This window comes from Methanomicrobia archaeon, from assembly GCA_016930255.1.
In the GTDB taxonomy this organism is placed as follows: domain Archaea; phylum Halobacteriota; class Syntropharchaeia; order Alkanophagales; family Methanospirareceae; genus JACGMN01.
This window is the reverse complement of sequence record JAFGHB010000048.1, coordinates 23,147-41,646: the sequence shown is the minus strand read 5'-3', so window position 1 is coordinate 41,646 and position 18,500 is coordinate 23,147. Positions and strand designations below refer to the sequence as shown.

17 protein-coding genes, 1 tRNA gene and 1 rRNA gene are annotated in these 18,500 nt (G+C 50.0%); 7 read left to right on the top strand and 12 right to left on the bottom strand.

All coding sequences use genetic code 11. The features are described 5' to 3' along the window. A 16S ribosomal RNA gene (locus JW878_07315) occupies positions 1–372 on the bottom strand; the annotation flags it as partial. A 237-nt stretch (positions 373–609) separates the two neighbouring features. Further along, positions 610–1,902: an NADP-dependent malic enzyme gene (locus JW878_07310; GenBank protein ID MBN1762863.1), complete on the bottom strand. Its 1,293-nt coding sequence runs from the start codon at positions 1,900–1,902 to the stop codon at positions 610–612. Between the two features lie 97 nt (positions 1,903–1,999). On the opposite strand from JW878_07310, the gene JW878_07305 reads away from it, so the two are divergent. Together JW878_07305 and JW878_07300 are read left to right on the top strand one after the other, a co-directional pair. Beyond that, on the top strand, positions 2,000–2,599 hold the full coding sequence (locus JW878_07305) for a fumarate hydratase C-terminal domain-containing protein (GenBank protein MBN1762862.1): 600 nt from the start codon (positions 2,000–2,002) through the stop codon (positions 2,597–2,599). A gap of 109 nt (positions 2,600–2,708) precedes the next feature. Further along, positions 2,709–4,271 (top strand): DUF559 domain-containing protein, encoded by a 1,563-nt coding sequence (locus JW878_07300; protein ID MBN1762861.1) that lies wholly within the window; start codon positions 2,709–2,711, stop codon positions 4,269–4,271. Between the two features lie 29 nt (positions 4,272–4,300). On the opposite strand, the gene argJ is transcribed toward JW878_07300, so the two are convergent. Beyond that, entirely contained in the window at positions 4,301–5,500 is a 1,200-nt protein-coding gene (argJ, locus tag JW878_07295) for a bifunctional ornithine acetyltransferase/N-acetylglutamate synthase (protein ID MBN1762860.1), read from the bottom strand. A gap of 192 nt (positions 5,501–5,692) precedes the next feature. Here argJ and JW878_07290 point away from each other — a divergent pair. Both JW878_07290 and JW878_07285 read left to right on the top strand, forming a co-directional pair. After that, positions 5,693–5,766, top strand: a tRNA-Val gene (locus tag JW878_07290). 284 nt (positions 5,767–6,050) lie between these two features. Continuing rightward, on the top strand, positions 6,051–7,232 hold the full coding sequence (locus JW878_07285; GenBank protein ID MBN1762859.1) for a DNA primase: 1,182 nt from the start codon (positions 6,051–6,053) through the stop codon (positions 7,230–7,232). 165 nt (positions 7,233–7,397) lie between these two features. On the opposite strand, the gene JW878_07280 is transcribed toward JW878_07285, so the two are convergent. The 7 genes from JW878_07280 to priS form a co-directional block, all read right to left on the bottom strand. After that, positions 7,398–8,156, bottom strand: a complete 759-nt coding sequence (locus JW878_07280) for a proteasome assembly chaperone family protein (GenBank protein MBN1762858.1) — start codon at positions 8,154–8,156, stop codon at positions 7,398–7,400. Continuing rightward, the gene (locus tag JW878_07275) at positions 8,134–8,304 is read right to left on the bottom strand and encodes an RNA-protein complex protein Nop10 (GenBank protein ID MBN1762857.1); all 171 of its coding nucleotides are present in this window, start codon (positions 8,302–8,304) and stop codon (positions 8,134–8,136) included. Before JW878_07275 ends, JW878_07280 begins: the two co-directional genes overlap by 23 nt. Before the next feature lie 79 nt (positions 8,305–8,383). Next, positions 8,384–9,226 (bottom strand): translation initiation factor IF-2 subunit alpha, encoded by an 843-nt coding sequence (locus JW878_07270; GenBank protein MBN1762856.1) that lies wholly within the window; start codon positions 9,224–9,226, stop codon positions 8,384–8,386. Continuing rightward, complete coding sequence (locus JW878_07265) at positions 9,227–9,406, bottom strand: 30S ribosomal protein S27e (GenBank protein MBN1762855.1); 180 nt, start codon at positions 9,404–9,406, stop codon at positions 9,227–9,229. A 3-nt stretch (positions 9,407–9,409) separates the two neighbouring features. Then, complete coding sequence (locus JW878_07260; protein MBN1762854.1) at positions 9,410–9,688, bottom strand: 50S ribosomal protein L44e; 279 nt, start codon at positions 9,686–9,688, stop codon at positions 9,410–9,412. Next, positions 9,685–10,374 (bottom strand): hypothetical protein, encoded by a 690-nt coding sequence (locus JW878_07255; GenBank protein ID MBN1762853.1) that lies wholly within the window; start codon positions 10,372–10,374, stop codon positions 9,685–9,687. The genes JW878_07260 and JW878_07255 overlap by 4 nt, the downstream gene beginning before the upstream one ends. Before the next feature lie 57 nt (positions 10,375–10,431). After that, entirely contained in the window at positions 10,432–11,688 is a 1,257-nt protein-coding gene (priS, locus tag JW878_07250; GenBank protein ID MBN1762852.1) for a DNA primase catalytic subunit PriS, read from the bottom strand. Between the two features lie 100 nt (positions 11,689–11,788). On the opposite strand from priS, the gene JW878_07245 reads away from it, so the two are divergent. Then, a complete protein-coding gene (locus tag JW878_07245; protein MBN1762851.1) occupies positions 11,789–12,679 on the top strand; it encodes an ATP phosphoribosyltransferase in 891 nt (296 codons plus the stop codon). A 222-nt stretch (positions 12,680–12,901) separates the two neighbouring features. Next, positions 12,902–13,720, top strand: coding sequence for a hypothetical protein (locus JW878_07240; protein ID MBN1762850.1), 819 nt, complete (start codon positions 12,902–12,904; stop codon positions 13,718–13,720). A 189-nt stretch (positions 13,721–13,909) separates the two neighbouring features. Here the strand turns inward: JW878_07240 and JW878_07235 are convergent, their stop codons facing one another. Further along, the gene (locus JW878_07235; GenBank protein MBN1762849.1) at positions 13,910–15,199 is read right to left on the bottom strand and encodes a UbiD family decarboxylase; all 1,290 of its coding nucleotides are present in this window, start codon (positions 15,197–15,199) and stop codon (positions 13,910–13,912) included. Between the two features lie 134 nt (positions 15,200–15,333). Between JW878_07235 and JW878_07230 the strand changes: the two genes are divergently transcribed. Next, entirely contained in the window at positions 15,334–17,301 is a 1,968-nt protein-coding gene (locus JW878_07230; GenBank protein ID MBN1762848.1) for a hypothetical protein, read from the top strand. Here JW878_07230 and JW878_07225 read toward each other — a convergent pair. Further along, entirely contained in the window at positions 17,276–18,379 is a 1,104-nt protein-coding gene (locus tag JW878_07225) for a glycosyltransferase family 39 protein (protein MBN1762847.1), read from the bottom strand. The genes JW878_07230 and JW878_07225 overlap by 26 nt on opposite strands. Between the last annotated feature and the right edge of the window lie 121 nt (positions 18,380–18,500).

The window sequence follows — 18,500 nt, the reverse complement described above, 5'->3', positions numbered from 1 at the left end:
TGTAAAGTTTTCGCGCCTGATGCGTCCCGTAGGACCTGGGTTCTTTTCTCAGAACCCATCTCTGGGCTATTGCTCTCACAACCCATACCGATCGGAGGCTTGTTGATCCATTACATCAACAACAACCTAATCGGCCGCAGACCTAGCCTTTGGCGCCGGAGCTTTCGAGCATCATGCATTCCAGCGATCAATGCTCTATCCGGTATTGTCCCCAGTTTCCCAGGGGTTATCCCGGACCAAAGGATAAGTTATCCACGTGTTACTGAGCCGTCTGCCGGGTTACCGCTCCTTCCGAAGAAGAAGAAGCACCCTCGACTAACATGGCTTAATCGAACTCTGATAGCAGTAGCCTCTGGCAGGATCAACCAGTGTTAATATGGCAGGGCCAACACACACACCTGACGTATGAACCAATCAGATTTGCTGGTTCGTCAGATGATTAGGTTTAAGTTTTATGTCGGACACGAAAATCCTTCGGTTCGTGTCTCCATTCAGCTCTTCTCTGTAGCGTAGCGGAAGTCAACTTCTCATCTTTTGGGTATCCCCGTCATCGAAGTCGACGCCGGTGCTACAATTATCTATAGTGCATCTCGGCTTAAAAAGTTTTGGTCACTTTTTGATTATTTTAGTTCGGACTGCCACTTCTAATTCCTCCGCGCTCAGCCTCCGCTCGGCCACGCCCTGCTCGATCGCCTTCATACCGACTGCAACTGCTTCGCGCACGTACATCTCCTCTTCCTCCATGCTCGGGATTATCGCATCCTCGCTTAGCCCCTGCTCTTCCGCGTAGTGCGCGATCGCATACGCCGCAGCGATACACATCTCGTCCGTTATACTCGTGGCTCGAACGTCCAGAGTACCTCGGAACATCGCAGGGAACCCTAAAGAGTTGTTAATTTGATTCTTGAAATCGGATCGCCCCGTGGCTACTATTCGAGCGCCTCCCGCCTCGGCTTCCCAGGGCCAGATCTCCGGCACGGGATTGGCCGCTGCGAATACGATCGCATCGTCAGCCATGCGCGCCACCCATTCCTGCTTTATCACACCCGGGCCCGGCGTTGAAAGCGCGATGCAGACGTCGGTATCACGCATTGCCTCTGCTATGCCCCCGCTTCTACCTTCCCGGTTCGTCGTTGTGCACATTTCCCACTTCGATTCATTGCCCTTCACATCCGTCCGCGCCGCGTTCAAGATGCCTCGTCTGTCCGCCATGATTATATTTTCCCAGCGCACACCCGCAACGTGCATGTATTTCGCAACGTTCATATTCGCCGCGCCGGCACCGATCAGCGATACCGTCACCTCGCGTAAATCCTTACCCACTACCTTCAGGGCGTTTATCAAGCCCGCAAGAATCACCAATGCGGTGCCCTGCTGGTCATCGTGCCAGACCGGCATCGTTAGCTCTTCTCGTAACCGATCGAGCAGCTCGTAGCACTTCGGGCTCTCTATGTCCTCCAAATTGATGCCACCAAATGAGGGCGCGATCGCTTTCACCACCGTTATTATCTCCTCCACATCCGTCGTCGCCAGACAGAGGGGAAACGAATCAACGCCGCCCAGGTATTTAAAGAGCATCGCCTTCCCTTCCATCACGGGAAGCGCCGCCTCAGGCCCTACGTCACCCAAACCCAGCACCCGTGTGCCGTCGGTAACAATCGCCACGAAATTGCCCTTGTTCGTGTACTCGTAGACGAGCTCTCGCGTTTTTTGGATCGCCCTACTCGGCTCTGCCACGCCCGGCGTGTACCAGATCGCAAAATCATCGTAGCTCGTAACCGGAGCCTTCAGCCCGATTTCTATCTTCCCTTGATAGCGCGTATGATACTCTATAGCAAGTTGCTCAGGCTTATTTGCTGCCGCTAAATGCTCTTTCCCCGTCGGTTCGTTCTTATCGTCCATAAAACGCTCGCCAATAGAATAAATAGGATAATCTTAGAATTTTAAAATCATATAAAGCTTTTTCGCGGTAAAGTCTTTTTAAGAAGTGCAGAACGTGTTGAAGAAGAAATTAGTCACACCAGTGCGGGAAGAAGAAATAAAGGAGTTGCGAGCGGGCGACATCGTTTACCTCAGCGGTGACGTGTATACCGCACGCGATAAAGCGCATCAGCGCATCTTAGAAAACTCCGGCACCGATACGGAGGCGGAACTGCCGATTCCAAAAGGCGCGGTGCTGTACCACTGCGGACCGCTCGTGCAGAGGACGAGCGCTGGAGACTGGGAGATACTAGCCGCAGGCCCCACCACCAGTTCGCGCATGGACGCGACAACGCCTGAGATAATAGAGAAGCTGCAGATTCGTGGCATCGTAGGAAAAGGTGGAATGAGCAGTGGAACGAGAACCGCACTACAGCGATATGACTGCGTGTATTTCGCAATGACCGGTGGCGCGGCCGTTTTAGCCGCTGCGCACATCAAAGCGGTGGAAGCGGTATATTGGGAAGATCTTGGTCTGGCCGAGGCGGTTTGGCATCTCCGTGTCGAGGATTTCGGACCGCTTGTGGTCAGTATGGACGCCCACGGCAAGAGCTTATACGAGGAAATAACCGAAGCGGCAGAGAACAACGTCCGTGCTTCTACAATAAATCCTTTGTAAGTCCCAGCTTCCAAATTTCAACTCTACATAGCCAATAGCCAAATTGAGGTGTTTAGAAAAGTATGTGATTAATAGTGGAGAATAGTATATGAGATAGGGGGTGAGACGCATGCGTAAATACAAGCTTTCGTGGAAATATCCGATTGATCCGGTTACATCTGTCTCGATAACCGCAGATGGGTGTTATATAGCTGTCGGCTGTAGTACGAATGGCACCGTGTATCTACTAAAGAATGAAGGAGACAGAGGTGATCTAGTGTGGGGATATGGAACAGGCGATGCATCGGTTAACTCAGTCGCAGTAACACCGGATGGTAATTACATAGCCGCGGGAACCCAGGGTTCGAGACCTCATCTATTAAATAGAGAGGGAAAGCATCTGTGGGATGATGACAGGGAGCATGGCTGGGCCATTTTCGGTTCAATCGCGTTAACACCAGATGGGAATTATATAGTTGCCAGAGACAATAACGGCTTTGAAAAGCACGGCATTTATCTCTTCAACAAGGAAGGGGAGGTTCTATGGACGTATGAGATATGTGGATCGTTTGACCTTTTTTCAGGTTCGGTCTCAATAACTCATGACGGAGCCAGTATAGCTGCTAGTGGCGATAATGGAAAAGTCTACTTATTAAATGGCAAAGGAAACCTCTTGCGGACATATAAAACTGGTTTTGATAGAGGAATAGAAGATGTTGCAATAACACCGGATGGAAATTACATTGCCGCTGGGGATAAGACAGCTATTTATCTATTAAATAAAGAAGGAGAACTTTTATGGAGGTATAAAACAGGAAGAATCACATCGAACGTAAGCTGGAAATTCACAGAAGTCGCAATAACATCGGATGGAAATTACATTGCCGCAGCAACTACGCGAGATTATGGGGAATATAAGCTCAGTTTATTAAAGGATGGTTTGCTTATGTGGCACTATCGTTTTGATATTCCAGTTCTCCCTCAAAATAGGGGCCCACCCGGTAGGGTGGTTACTGCAATAAGCCCTGATGGAAAATACATAGTTGCTGGAGGTTCTGATAAAAATGTCTATCTATTTCAATTATTAAACGAGCAAGAGGCTATAAATAGCGGTGCACAAATGGACAGAGAACAGGAGAAACAATCAAGATTCCCTATAGAAATAAAAGGCAATACTAGATCTCCCATCATCCTTGGTTCCATAGAAGACGCGTTTATCCGTGCTAAAATTGGAAAATGCAACCTCGATATCGCAACACTCAATAGCTTTGGATTTGATGTAGGAACCATTGTAGAATTCGAAGATGGAAGAAGGTACCTCTTTGAACGTCAATATTTTGGTTCACCGGAATGTGTGCAGGTTAGAGAATTAGTGCGACCCAGATGGAAGGATACTGACCTAGAAAATAAAACCGAGGAGTATTTGATTGAACTTGGTTTTAAAGAGCATGTTGATTATGAAAAACAATACGGCGTTTCGGAATATTGGATAGATTTTGCTTTTGTAAATGAAAAAGTTGCGGTTGAGCCTGGCGCTGATTACTGGCATCCCAAGGAAAAAGACAAAGCTAAAGAAAAATCACTTGAGGATAGAGGATGGGAAGTGCTATGGTTTAACGAAGATGCTATCCATCATGGCGAAGAAGGAGTGAAAAGAAAAATACGAGAGGTTGTGATGAGAAGAAGGGGGTGAAAGAATGAGTTTTAAGCTGGAAGTTAAGTTTAATGATAGGCTGCGTTTAGCTTGACGTAATCGCAGGTTAAATCGCACCCCCACGCCGTCGCTTCCGCCTCTCCGCCGGTTCCCAGATCAACGTCGACGAAGATCTCCTTCGCCTTCAGTATGTCACGCTCCACCCCGGAAAGATCTATAAATTCGCCGTTATCCACTGCTAAAATCCCCTTAGCACCTTTCAGGCTTATTGAGATCCCATCCAGGTCAATATCCTCGGTGGTAACGGCGCTTCCGACGGCCGCTATTATACGACCGCACGTAAGATCAGCACGTTCACCAAAAACCGCGCTTTTGATCAACGGTGACCGGACTATCGCACGCGCTGCCGCTCGTGCATCCGCGTCGGACGGCGCTCCTCTTACCCGCACTTCGATGAACTTCGTTGCCCCTTCGCCATCACGCGCGATCTGCTTCGCAAGCTCCTGGCAGACGAACGTCAACCCCGCTTTGAAATCCTCCTCGCTTATCTTACCGCCGCTTTTTCCCGTCGCGACCAGCAGAACCATATCGTTCGTGCTCATGTCGCCATCCACCACGGTCATATTAAACGAATTGTCCACGGCTTCTTGCAGACTCCTGCTCAGCACATCGCCCTCCAAATCAGCATCGGTATAAATGAACGAAAGCATGGTCGCGGTAGTCATATGCGGCGAGATCATCCCTGAACCTTTTGCGATTCCGCCTATTGCCACCGGTTCCGTATCCCCGGTAGCGATGCGGACCGCAGACTCTTTATGGAAGGTATCCGTGGTCATGATGGCCTTCGCTGCGGCTGTGCTGCCCTCGACTTCGGATGTCAGCCCCTCTGCAACTTCTTCGAGCTGCCGTTCTATCAAGTCCATATCCAACTGCATGCCAATGGGGCCGGTAGAAGAAACCGCAATCGTGTCTTTAGCCACACCCAAGTATGAAGCAGCGAGCGCGGCCATTGTATCCGCATTCCGCATCCCCTGCTCGCCGGTAAAGCTATTTGCGCAGCCGCTATTGGCGATTATTGCACTTACCCGCCCTGACAACTCGAGCTGCTTTTTCGTAAATCTCACTGGTGCTGCTTGCGTCTTGATCGTCGTGAACGTGCCCGTGGCGCTTCCTTCACCCTCTATGAGCGCTAAACCCTTGCTCCCCTCTCTTACGCCATACGCCCTTACGCCCTTCACAGCACAAATTCCGCCGTTTATTTCTTCCAGCTTCATTTAGTTCTTATCCTCCATTCCCTTTCAATCAATCAACCGCCAAAGATTAAGGATACCTCTACCTGCCTACCATAGCCGTATCTTCACGCTTCCGCGCAGCCCTTGTCTCTAATCATATCCATAACCCTCAAAAGGAAAATTATTTAAATCAAATCATGATGTATCCTTTATAAGACTGGAGTAAAAGGGCTCGTGGTCTAGTTGGTTATGACACCGCCTTCACGAGGCGGAGGTCATGCGTTCGAATCGCATCGAGCCCATCCCTTTTGTCTTTTGCACTCTCAATCGGACTTTTGTAACTGCACGCTCATTTTTAACTCGGATTTGCGTTTTTAAGCTCCTTTAAATTGTTTGATTGCAGCATTCCGGGTAAATCCAGCGCCCGAGCCCTTTCCCTCTGTTTTCCTGCTGGTGCATAAATTCTAAGCTTTATTTTTATCAACCACAACATATATATAACTGGGATAATCTTGGTGCCAGGATAGATATGGCGATGGCAAAGTCAAAAAATAAAGGAGATGAAACTTCAGAGGAGGAAACTAAAATGCATGATGTAGATACAACAAAATACGTTATTCATGCTAACATCACAGCAGAGGGTTTCGTTGAGAAATCCGATGTGGTGGGCGCAATATTTGGTCAAACGGAAGGATTATTGGGCGAAGAATTAGACCTGCGAGACTTGCAGAAGAGCAGTCGAATAGGTAGAATAGAGGTGAACGTGGAGTCGAAAAGCGGGAAATCGAGTGGGGAGATACTCATACCCTCCGGTTTAGATAAGGTGGAGACCGCGATACTGGCGGCTTCCCTGGAGACCATCGATCGAGTGGGCCCGTGCATTGCGAAGGTGAAGGTTGAGAAGATCGAGGACATACGAGCGACCAAGAGGAAGAAGATAACCGATCGGGCAAAGCAGCTCATGCACGAAGCGATCGAGGAAGGCATAGAGAGTGAGATGATGGTGAACGAAGTGAAGCAGGCGGTGAGAATGGAAGAGATTACGTATTACAAGGGATTGCCCGCGGGGCCAAATGTAGAGAGCTCGGATGCCATATTGGTAGTGGAAGGCAGAGCGGACGTGCTGAATCTGCTCAAATATGGGATTAAAAACACCATCGCGGTGGAAGGCACGAACATCTCGCCGGTGCTCAATAAACTGAGCAAGCGGAAGACCGTTACGGCTTTCGTAGACGGCGATCGCGGCGGAGACCTTATCCTCAAGGAGCTGTTACAAGTCGCTGAGGTAGATTATATCGCGGCGACACCAGAGGGGAGAAGCGTTGAGGACATGACGTACAAGGAGATCATGAAAGCACTGCATAACAAGACTCCCGTAGAGCAACAGGAATACGCTGCGGATAAGAAGGAGCAGGAAACCGAGGCGAAGCGGATAATACAGCGGAAGAAGACCAAAACGGCAAAAGAGGAGCAGGAAAAGACGCCGAATCCCTTTAAATCTCAGCTCGAAGAACTCGAAGGCACCTTTAAGGCCCGATTGTTGGACAAGGAGAAGAGGGTACTGAAGGAGACCACAGTGCGTGACCTCGCGAAGGAATTAAAGGAGACGAGCGAGAACGCGAATAGCGTGGTGTTCGATGGCGTAATCACGCAGCGAATCGTAGACATCGCGAAGGAGAAGGATTTGGAATACGTTGTGGGGATAAAGATAGGCGACGTCGTCAAGATGCCGGCATCGCTGAAAGTGCTCACCTCCGAGTCCGCCTGATAACACTCAAATCGGGAGCGAATCATACGTAGAGATTGTACTGCACGCGTCGATAGGTAGTTATTTAGCTTAGCTCAGGGCAGGCAGGTGCTCTATCTTTTTATTTTACTTCACGGACCGCACGTAGGTACGCACGCACGTTATGTGCACGCAGCACTTGGCTGGCTATCTAATATAGCCTAACTCTTCCTCTCTCATTCGGGGCACCTGCGCTTGCTCCATCTCTTTCAGGCGCTCGACGACCTTCTCCATCTCTTCCGCACGATCTTGCAAGGCTTGCATGTCCAGTTTGAGATTCAAAGCACGGCACAATATTGAGAGGACTGCCTGGGCGCTCTTTGGATCTACCAAATAACCCGAGGTGAGACCCAGCAAACACACCGCAGGAATATTCCTCAGTTGTCCAAGGCCTAATAAAAGCCCTGAAGCTCCTACTATGCTCCCTCCCGGCTCTTCATCCCTGAATTCCACGCCGTATTTCTTCATCTCATCTACAAGTTCAGCTTCATTCGCAGCGCCGAGTACCGTGGGCTTTTCCACAAGCTGACCGATACCATAGCCGCCAAGTGTGTAAATGCGGGAGACTTTATACTGCTCCGCGATGTCGAGAAGCGTCTCGGCGATCAGATAATGCCCCTCGTTCGTCACGCTCTGCTGGTCACCGGTAAGAATCAATAAGTCCTGCTCATTCGATTTGCAGGCATAAAGTTCATTTTTACTCAAACGAACCGTGCCATCGTTATTAACCAATACCTGAGGGGGAAAATGCCATGAGAAGAGTTCCAGTATCTTCTCCGCATTCAGTTCATGTATGAGATGCTCAGCCACCAATTTACCCACGTTTCCTACGCCTGGAAGCCCCTCTATCATCACAGGCTTGTGCAATTTCACCTCTTTAAACTCATGTATCTCTATCTCGTCCATATTTCATCATCCTTCTATATTTCCCGTAAGGATCTTTAGGGGAGAACCGCGGCGGTTTCGGATTCGTCGTCACCGTTCCACACTTCTCACAGACCTCCATAAAGGTATATTCTCCACACACCTCACATCTCCTTATCTTCGACTTCATTTATTTAAAACCTTCCAAAAACAAACGCTTATGATGGTAAAAATATTCGCGTAGTGGTGGCTTTATCGTTTACCCTTACTTACTGTGGCAGATTGCGGTAGAACTTCCCGGAGCATTCGTTTCCCTTTATCGCCTCAATAGCAGTATTTGCCGCGTCGCTCAAGACGCCTTCTGCCTCTTTGTAATTCGGAGCTTTGACACGGATCTTATACCTCGGCGCACCGATATAGAAGCATTCCACCGTGATGTCGCTCGTCGTTTCATCTTCAGCTTTGCTTTCACGTGCGAGTTTCGTTTTGAACTCCTCTTCGGCCTTCGTCAACGCTGCCTTTATGCGCTCCACGCCATCGGACAGGGGACACTTGAGCTCGACATACCCGTTTATCTGCACCGAGGGGAGGTTGACATTGGCACAAGCAACCTCGTATATGGCATCTGCGTAGTCCGCCGTTATCCCAAGTTCGAGCACGGCTCCCTTGCCCACCCGTACGAAATCTTCAAATGCATCATACAGACTGCCGTACGCGTCCAGCAAGACTATTTCAACCGCTTCAAGCTCCTCTTTGCTCAGGCTAAGTTGAGAAGTAGGCGCAGCGAGCGCGAGGGCGAGCCACTTCTTCGCCTTCTTCTCGTTCTTCCATTCTTTTATCCTCTGCCGCTTCTGGCTGTCTTTTACCGCTTTTAAGGATAAATCGATGTGCCCTCTCCGTTCATCCACATGGAGCACTTTACAGACGATTTTCTGCCCCTCGCGCACGTGATCGCGGAGATGCTTCACCCAGCCGGAAGAGACTTGCGCTATGTGGATAAGGCCCTCTTTATCGCCATATTCTTCGAGGGAAACAAACGCACCGAAATTCTCAAGCTCTCTTACGGTGCAAACGACTAATTCACCCCGCTCCGGCCATTCGTCACGTGCCATCTATTGAAGAACCTCGATTATATCGCCTTTTATCTCCGCCTTTCCGCCTCGTGGCTCAACTAACGTGCTTCCGCAGACATTGCACTTCACACGCGTCGAGGCATGGTCAAACACGACCTGCACATTTTCACAATCGTTACACTTGACCCGTAAGAATTTGCTATCCGTTTTCTTCTCCATTTTTTACTCCATCAATTCAAGTTTAGCAACACGGAAGCCTTTCCGTTGATGTGATTTCTTGCATTCCGTGCACCGGTAACGGAGGAAGACCTTCTTGGTCGGCTTATCGCCACCGGGAACTTTCGAGAATTTACCCATATTACCTATGTTTGATCGCCGTTTCTTCTGTCGTACGATCCAATTTAAGGAAGACGCTCTTCCCTTCTTTACCTTTTCCACGTCATGTACGGTATGCTTACCACAGAATGGGCAGTAGATCCGCATGTGCTTTGGCATCTTCATTTTTCTATTTCGTGTACACCCCCTTTATTCGCCTCTGTTCCTTCGAATCGCTCTGCAACCCCTCGCTTACACAAGATCTCAGCGTTGGTCTTCGGTAACATAATAACATCTTCTCTTTTCACTTTATAAATTCTTCCGTCCGTGCCCATGAAGGTTGGTATGTCCTCTAAGATCCGAACGATATGGAGATCTTCATCACGGTCTTTGGCAGGCGATGGCTCAGTCGATTTGAGGATATGCCACGAAGATTTTTCTCCTTCCTCTCCCTTTTCTTTGACTTCTCCTTCTTCCCGCACACCTTCTCGTTCGCCTTCTTGCTCGCACTCGCCCATCATCAGTGCGAATATCCGCTCCTTGCCTTCGTCCACGTAACGCTTGACACCCTCGAAAATCCGCTCTTCCTCCTCTAACATGCCCTTCGGTAGCGTTTTCATGCCCGAGCTGGCGAGCTTCACGATCTTCCCTATCCGCCTTCTGACTATGTCCTCCACTTTTCCCGTTGCACTCCGTATCTCGTCTTCCAAATACTCGCTCCGCCCGCTTCGCCGTTCATCCGCTTCCTTTCTCTCCTCCTCCAGGCTTTTGAGGTAGGTGCTCACATCCTCGCAGAAATCTCCCGGTAGTTCTTGCAGTGATCCCGTGTCTTTCTCCTTGCGTAAGACCGCGCCAAGCGTCTCTATATCCATCGCACTTACTCTCTAAAGAAAGACGTTTTACTAAGAAAAGTCACTTTCGCTTCTTTTTCACGTGAGTTCCGCGGCGCCACGACAGAGGAAATAAAGCGCAACGTGCTCCGGTAACTGCGCGATTTCGCCTTCCGCCACTTTATATTGTTCGCCTTTCAGTTTTATCGACGAGTTACGCGTGGCTCGTATTTCAATGGGCTTATCGCCAAAGACCACTGCATCGACCAACGGGTTGAACGCCTTAAAGCTCTCGACCGTTAACGGCTTCACCCTCAAGCTGGATTTGCCGTGTAATGAACCGGGCAGCCGAATAAGCCGTTTTATGTCCGCCGTGACCGGTTCATCCACATGATCAGCGCTTTTAACACTCTCCTCCGCTATTATTTTATCCCATGCTTGCGTAGGCCAAAAACCGAGTTTTCCTTCTTGCATTCTTTCCAATCTCTTTGCCATCCCTCCCTCTTTTGTCATGTTTACCATCTTTTTTGTTGATTCTTTTGATATCCCTATTTCGTTCAGTTTCTTTTTTTTCGCCTCCTCACTAAGCCCACTCAGTTCAGCAATGAAATTCGCCAGTCCGCTTTGAAGTCTTTTTCCCCATCCCTTGCTGGCGATCAATTGTAAATCGCCGCTTTTTTTCCTGAATTTTTCTTTCTTAAAGATTGGAACTTCATTTTCCACCTCAACATACTTACCTAGAATTAACTTAACTGTTTGGTCATCAACATCAGCAGTCTTATTGGTTAAGAAACTGTTCATGTCGAGCCCCGTCGCTGAGACATAATCGACGATCTCACGTCGTTCCCTGCTTCCGAGTCCGCGGACACCGCCGGTATGAATATGGACATGATAGCCCCGCGAGCCGGAGAATGCCAGTTTTATATCGTCGTCGGCGAATCCGAAATCGCTGGTTAAGAAGTCGATCAGCTTCAGCGTCTCCTCTTTTACGAGCGCCAGCAGATCCTCATAGGAATATCGTGGGAGCTCTGCTTCGTCAACGATATGATCCGCATCGAGGTCGAAGATCAAGTCAGCGCCGAGCCAGCCCTTTTTCGCCATCGTTTCGGTGGGATATTGGTAGACCGCAGCGGAGTGGTACGCATGGGCCGGGGCGTTTTCACGCAGGTAATTCGCCAGGTCGTCCTTCGTGGCGAACGAGGTATGCCTGCGCATCACGAGTTTCGCGGGATAGCTCGGGTCAAAGAGCACAAAGCCCCACTCACGCATCCAGAACTCCTCAGGCGGGGCTATCTTTGCACTTCTGTAATAGGCTTTGAATCTACGCGCCACGAATTGTTTCGTCTTCTCGTTCATTCTTCAGTTACGATATTCATCAGGTAAGCGTCTCGCGGTTCCTTTCTTCAATACGTAAATTAAAGGTAAAGAGAGAAAAGGGGATAGTAAAGTAAGGAAGATGATAAGCATAGCGATTCCGAAGGGCAGTTTAGAAGCGCAGACGCTGCTGTTGTTCAAGCAGGCGGACCTCGAAGTAAAGGTAACGAGCCGGGAGTACAACCCGACGATCTCGGATCCGCGAATAGGGAAGGTGAAGATACTCCGGCCGCAGGAGATACCGGAATACGTTGAGAAAGGTTATTTTGACATGGGCATCACCGGTAAGGATTGGATAGAGGAGCGGGGCTCGGACGTCGTGGAGATAGCAGATATGCAGTACAGCAAAGCGGCGGAGCGGGAGAGCACGGTGAATATCGTCCTGGCGGTGCAGGCTGACCGAACGGAGATCCAGGAGGCGAAGGACATGAAGCCGCAGAGTAAAATCAGCACGGAATATCCCAACCTCACCAAGGCATTCTTCGAGAAGCTGGGCATTCCCGTGCAGGTGTTCTTCTCGTACGGCGCGACGGAGGCGAAGGACATGATGGACGGCATCGTCGAGCTGACGGAGACGGGCGAGACCCTGCGGAAAAACAACTGGCGGATAATCGCTACCATACTGGAATCATCGACGAAGTTGATTGCGAACAAGGATGCATGGCGAGACGCGGCGAAGCGGCGGGAGATGGAAGAGATACGGACGCTGCTCTCGGGCGTGCTAGAAGCGCGCGGTAAGGCCCTGCTGAGCATGAACGTTGCTGAAGACCTCTTAAAGCAGGTTATAGAGGTGCTTCCGGCGATGAAACGACCTACAATATCGCAACTGTACGATTCCGAGAACAATCACCGCCGGTATTACGCGGTGGAGACGGTCGTGAGCAAACATGAGGTGAACGTGCTCATCCCGAAGCTGAAGAGCATGGGTGCCGAGGACATCATCGAGATCGATATCACCAAGATCGTGAAGTGATGATACTACAGTAGCCGGCCAATTCCAGAACGCTCAACATTAGTACAAAATTCAGGTTGTGAAGTAAATAAAAAATGAGCGAGGCAAGAAGGTTTGTTCCGCTACAGGAAAGTATATGCGAACTGCATTCTAATATATCGCCGGATTGGAGGGATATACGAACCAGGTTCGGATGTAACATGTTAGCCGCAATTGCTTGCAAGTAGGAAAAAGGGATTTAATATGGACAGAGAAACTATCGTAAAGGAAATCAAAAGAATCGCCAGAGAAATTGGATCTGACACTGTCTCAAAATCGGAGTTCAAGTCCAAATCTGGTATTTCCGAGTGGCAGATATATAAATACTTTGATAGCTGGAACGAGGCTGTAGAAGCTGCGGGGTTAACTCCGACTCACGTTAGCCGAATTGATGACGCTGAATTATTCCGGGAGATGAAAGACGTATTCGTGAAATTCGGCGGTGTATGTACACGGATGAAGTTCGATAAGCTTTGTAAATATAGCGCCGATGTTTACAGGAAGCGCTTCGGAAAATGGAACGACACCCTTTTGGCATTCAAGGCTTGGTTAAAAGAGTCAGGGGAAGGCTTTCCATTCTTAAACCACCTACCAAGTGCGACTAATTTTCATAAAGCAGAGGAAAGCATTCCCGCAGAGAAAAGAAAGGCAAAACCTGCATCGTGGGATTCCCTTGGACTAACGACCTATGGGTCTTTCCTGAACTTTCGTGGTTTACAACATGCTCCTGTCAATGAACAAGGAGTGGTTTTTCTCTTTGGGATGGTCTGTTTTGAGCTTGGCTTTGTTGTTGAAGCGGTCAGAACCAGCTATCCAGATTGTGAAGCGAAACGGAGGGTGAATCGTAAGCGTGATGAGTGGGAACGTGTAAGGATTGAATTCGAATATCGTAGCAGTGATTTCCGAAACCACGGACACGATCCCAATGGTTGTGATGTAATTGTGTGTTGGGAACATAATTGGTCTGAGTGTCCATTGGAAGTTATCGAACTAAAAACAGCAATTCATTCACTTTCCGAATAGGAATTGATAAGGGATTCGCAAGCAACAGCGACTAACACAGTGTAAAAGACTTCGTGCCCTTAGGGCACTCTCTCCAAATTTGCCTCAGCGAACTTCTTTGACAATGGAAACATTATCACAAATCACGTTTTAACAGAATTAATAGACCAAAATCGCGATTATGCGTTTCGTTTTGTGTCTGGTATGCGTTCAAACAGAATCAAGCGCGTTCTTTACGATGCGCTCGTACTTCTCCGCTTCGACCAGCGGCTTCGTCGCATCGATCCCGACCTTCGTTGTCAGCCCGTCTTGAGAGGAGGGATCGAGTGTTGAGCCCTTTACATCAGGGATAAGCACCAGATCTTCGTTCCAGCGTACTCGCGTCGCTAACGCATACTCCACGTCGGTCGGATCGAAGATATTAATATCATCATCAACAACAATCACGCGTTTGAGGCTGGGATGCGCAGCAAACGCGGCGATAATCGCATTTTTCGGCTCGCCTTCTTTCTCTTTCTTTATTTGTACGACGGCGTGCAAATAGCAGCAGCCGCCATCGGTCAGAAAAACGTTCGTCACCCGTGCCACACGCTCGACTGCCTTGAAGATCAGCGGCTCATACGGCACGCCCATAAGCAGCCGGTGCTCTCGTCCTGACGGCAGGATCGCGTGATAAATCGGATCCTTGCGGTGATACATCCTGGTAAGCGTAATGACCGGCTCGTTGCGTACCTCGTCGTACGTCTCGGTGATATCCACGAACGAGCCTTCCTTCGCTGTATCTTCACTAATAAAGCCTTCGAAGGCGATTTCAGCGTGCGGGATTGCGATGCCGTTATCCAATCTGAAGAGCTCTACCGGTGTCTTTTTCAGTAAGGATGCGTATTCAAACTCCTGCCCCGGTGGTACCCGTGTCGACGCGGCTAACAGAATCAACGGATTCACGCCGATAGCGATCCCGACTTTCAAGTATTCGCCTCGCTCGAGCGCTTCACGATGCATCTTGAACAGGTGCCGGGAAGGCACAAGCCGTGCGGCTACCCGATTCTTATCCAGGACGAGCATCCGGTGAAATGACGCATTGGTTACGCCGTCCAATTCCGCAACCACTATCCCGCCGGTGATGTACGCGCCGCCGTCGCCTTTGAAATAGGTTAAGATCGGTAATTCGGTCAGATCGGGTGTTTTCACCACTTCTTTCGTCGGTGAATCCTCGACGATCTTCACGGTGCTGCCTTCAGAATCGCCGCTTTCCGAGAGAGCCGCCAGAAACTGCACGAGCTGATTGGAAGAGATACCTAACGCATCCGCCAGCGTTTCCCTGCCGCCCAGCACGTTCATGATGACCTTATGCGTACCGTCAACAGCATGGAAGAATATAGGCCGACCTTTTTGCTCAAACTCCGCGCAGAGCGCAGCCGCCTCGTATTCTGACGATACGTCGCGTTCGATCTCGATTAACTTCCCTTCGCGCGCTAAGTCATCTTTGAATGCTCTCATTTTTAGGGTATGATTAACTGAAGTATGTTATCTTAATGCGCTACGGTATATTTTAAATCTTTCTAATTCCTCCCCCCGCGCCGCGTTGGCACGCCGCGAAAATCTTTAAAACCCCGCGACGATAATGGAGATACATGTTCCTTTGGCTACTATTCATCGCGGTGAGCTTTTTACTCGGTCTTTCCGTCTCTTACCTGCTCGATTACCCTTTTGAAAGCTTAGAACGGGCGTTGTGCTCGTTCGTCGTTGGCCACGCGCTCTCGCTATGGATCGCGTTCCTCATCGCCGTTCTCATGAAGTCGCTGAACGCCAGTAGTATCCTCCTCTGCATCGGTCTCTGCGCTTTCGTCGCGATTGTACTTCTCGTATGGACGAACAGGTCAGGTAAATGGGCTTTTAGCGATTTGATGCGTACATTAAGCGCACTCTGGCACGAAGACCGAACCTCTTTATCGTTTCTTATCGGTCTTCTGCTGTACGTATTGTTCATGAACCTCTACGGCGTTTTCCGACCGGATGACGCAGGCAGCCTCTACGCGTTTCACACGGTCTGGGCCGATTATCCCTGGCATACCTCGCTCATCACTTCCTTTAGTTATCATGACTCGTTCGCGTTCCCGATTGATAATCCGCAGTTCCTCGGCGTAAAGACGCACTATTCCTTCATCATGGACTTCTATTCCGCGGTTTTGATGCACGCGGGCTTGACCCTGAGAAGTGCGATCCTCATTCCGAACGTCTTATTCCAGCTCTCCCTATTCGGCCTGCTTTATTGCCTCGCATGCCGCCTAACCGGCCTGAAATGGGCAGGCATCTCCGCGACGGTTATCTTCATACTCGCTGGCTTCCCCGCAGGGCTCCAATCCATAGGCATTCACTTCCTGAACCCGATGTACGCGGTAATCATGCCCCAACGAACCGCGCTCATTGGTATGGCGGTCTCGTTTGTCGTGTATCTGCTGCTCTTCCGCGCGTTATGCGCCGATCACCCCGAGGGGACATCTTCTTCGCGAGCGCAGCACAAGGAGCTGCTCCTTGCCGGTGCGCTCATCGGCTTGCTGCCGTACATTCACGCGCATTCGTTTATGGCGACTGGTTTTGTCGCGTTCTGCCTCGCTACGTTTTATCTTCTAACAAAACGCGATTGGCGAATCCTCATCTTTTTGTTTCTACCGCTGCTACTCCTTTCGTTACCGCAAGTCCTGCTTATACGAACCGGCGTATCGGAGGGGTTCTTCGTCTTCTTCCCCGGCTGGGCGGATACGAGCAGGGACATGATTATGGGTTTTGACTGGTCTTCCTTCTTCCCTGCGGTACTGTCCACTGTAAAATCAGCCATGCTTGTTGAGACGTTCTGGGCGCTCAATGCCGGCGCGCTCCTCGTCCTCATGGCGTTAGGCTTAGCCAAGGCGAACCGCGAAACACGCATCTTTTACCTCCCCTTCCTCCTCCTCTTCGTGCTTGCGAACCTCGTGAAGTTCCAGCCCTGGTACTTTGACAATTACAAGCTCTTCCTGCATTGGCTCGCGCTTACGGCCGTGATAGCGCCGCTGGCGCTCTGCTGGTTACGCGACTCATCAAAAAAGGGTAAATCGATCGTGACCATAGCGCTCGCTGCGTTGCTCATCGGTTCCACGGTATTCGGCGTCGTGACGCACGCGAACATGATACAGAACACCTACGTGGTCTGGTCTGGTGACGAGATCGCAATGGCCGACTGGATACGTGAGAACACCGCTTCCGATGCCGTCTTCCTTACCGGAACTGCACACAACCATCCGATACCATCGTTAACGGGACGGCCACGAGTGATGGGCTATGAAGGCTGGCTGTGGTCGCACGGGATTCCGTGGTCGGACATGATCACGCGAAAACAGGATATGAAAGCGATGTATCAAGGTGATTTTACCGTCATGCAGAACTACGGCGTGGATTACGTCTGTATCGGGCCCTACGAGCGAGCGTTCGCTGATGAGAACGGGTTTACGATCATCGGGGAGGCGTTTGAGGACGAAACACGATTCGAGCTGATGTACGAAAAGGAGATAGCAGGGGAGAAATGGCAGGTTTACGGGGTCAAAACGCCCAGTAGCCCTGCGTGAAGAGCACGAGGAAGAAGCTAAAAAAGAGCAGAAACGCCGTGGTCAGTACGTAGAACCACTCTTCTCGCCTATCCGCAATGAGAGCAAACATGATGAAAACAGGAAACAGGGAGAGCAGATACCGGGGCGTACTCAGCCAGTAACTGGTTGAAGTTACCGCAAGCCACGTAAGAAACATATAAACAGTGTAGGACGGTCTTAATTTGATAATGACGGCATAAGCAATGCAAAAGAAGCCAAATAAGCCAAATACGACCTCCGCTACCCCGATAAGTACTTTATCCGCAGAATCTCGCCAGAAAATACTCCCTATCGCACCTAAGAGGCCTTCCCACGGTGGAGCGAGATGCTTGTACCAGTGTTCGTGCTGTACCGCGAGAAACGCAAAGGCGTCCCCGAATACCACATGATTCACGATGAGATACGAGACAAAGCCGAGGCTCACCAGTGCGATGAAAAAGAGGTCCCTTACGCGCCTCGATCCGGGGTTCGAGCGCTGTGAAAAATACTCGTAGAGCAAAGAAGGGAGGAGAACAAGGCCGGTGATTCGCGTAGCTGCGGCAAGCATGCCCAGTACGCCCGCCGTGGACCATCTCGCCTTCCGCGCATAATAGAAGCTGCCGATCGCCAGCAGCAGAAAGAGGCTTTCGGTATAGCCCGCGATCAGGAAGTACGAGGTGGGGAAGATGGCGAGATAAAAGACGCTCTTCAGTGCCGTGCTCTCGGAATAATCGATTCGCGCGAGTTTGTAGAGGTAGAGGCCGGCTAAGAGCGAGGCAACGTTCGAGATAACGAGCGCAGCGACCTCGTAGTTACCCAGAACAGAAGCGACGAGCCGTATCAAAAGCGGGTACAGCGGGAAAAAGACGATGAAATACCGCCCTTCGCCCACTGCCGTGTAACCATTCTCTGCGATGTACACGTAATGCGGTGCGTCCCAGCGGTTCCAGAGCGTAACGATGTCGCAGAATTGATTGTGCAGGACCAGCCAGGCTGCAGGGGCTAAGATAAAGGCGAAGAACTTTATTGCAAGTAGAATAGTGCTTATCTCTATGAGTGCCTTCTTCTCGATTGCCATCTATCTATTTCAGATAGATAGCCTCTGGTGAGATATATAAATGAGGGAATCCCGGTGCAACGTAAAGCAAAGCAAAATGGACGGCTCATGTGGAAGTAAGAGTAAGGAGGGAGGGATTGCC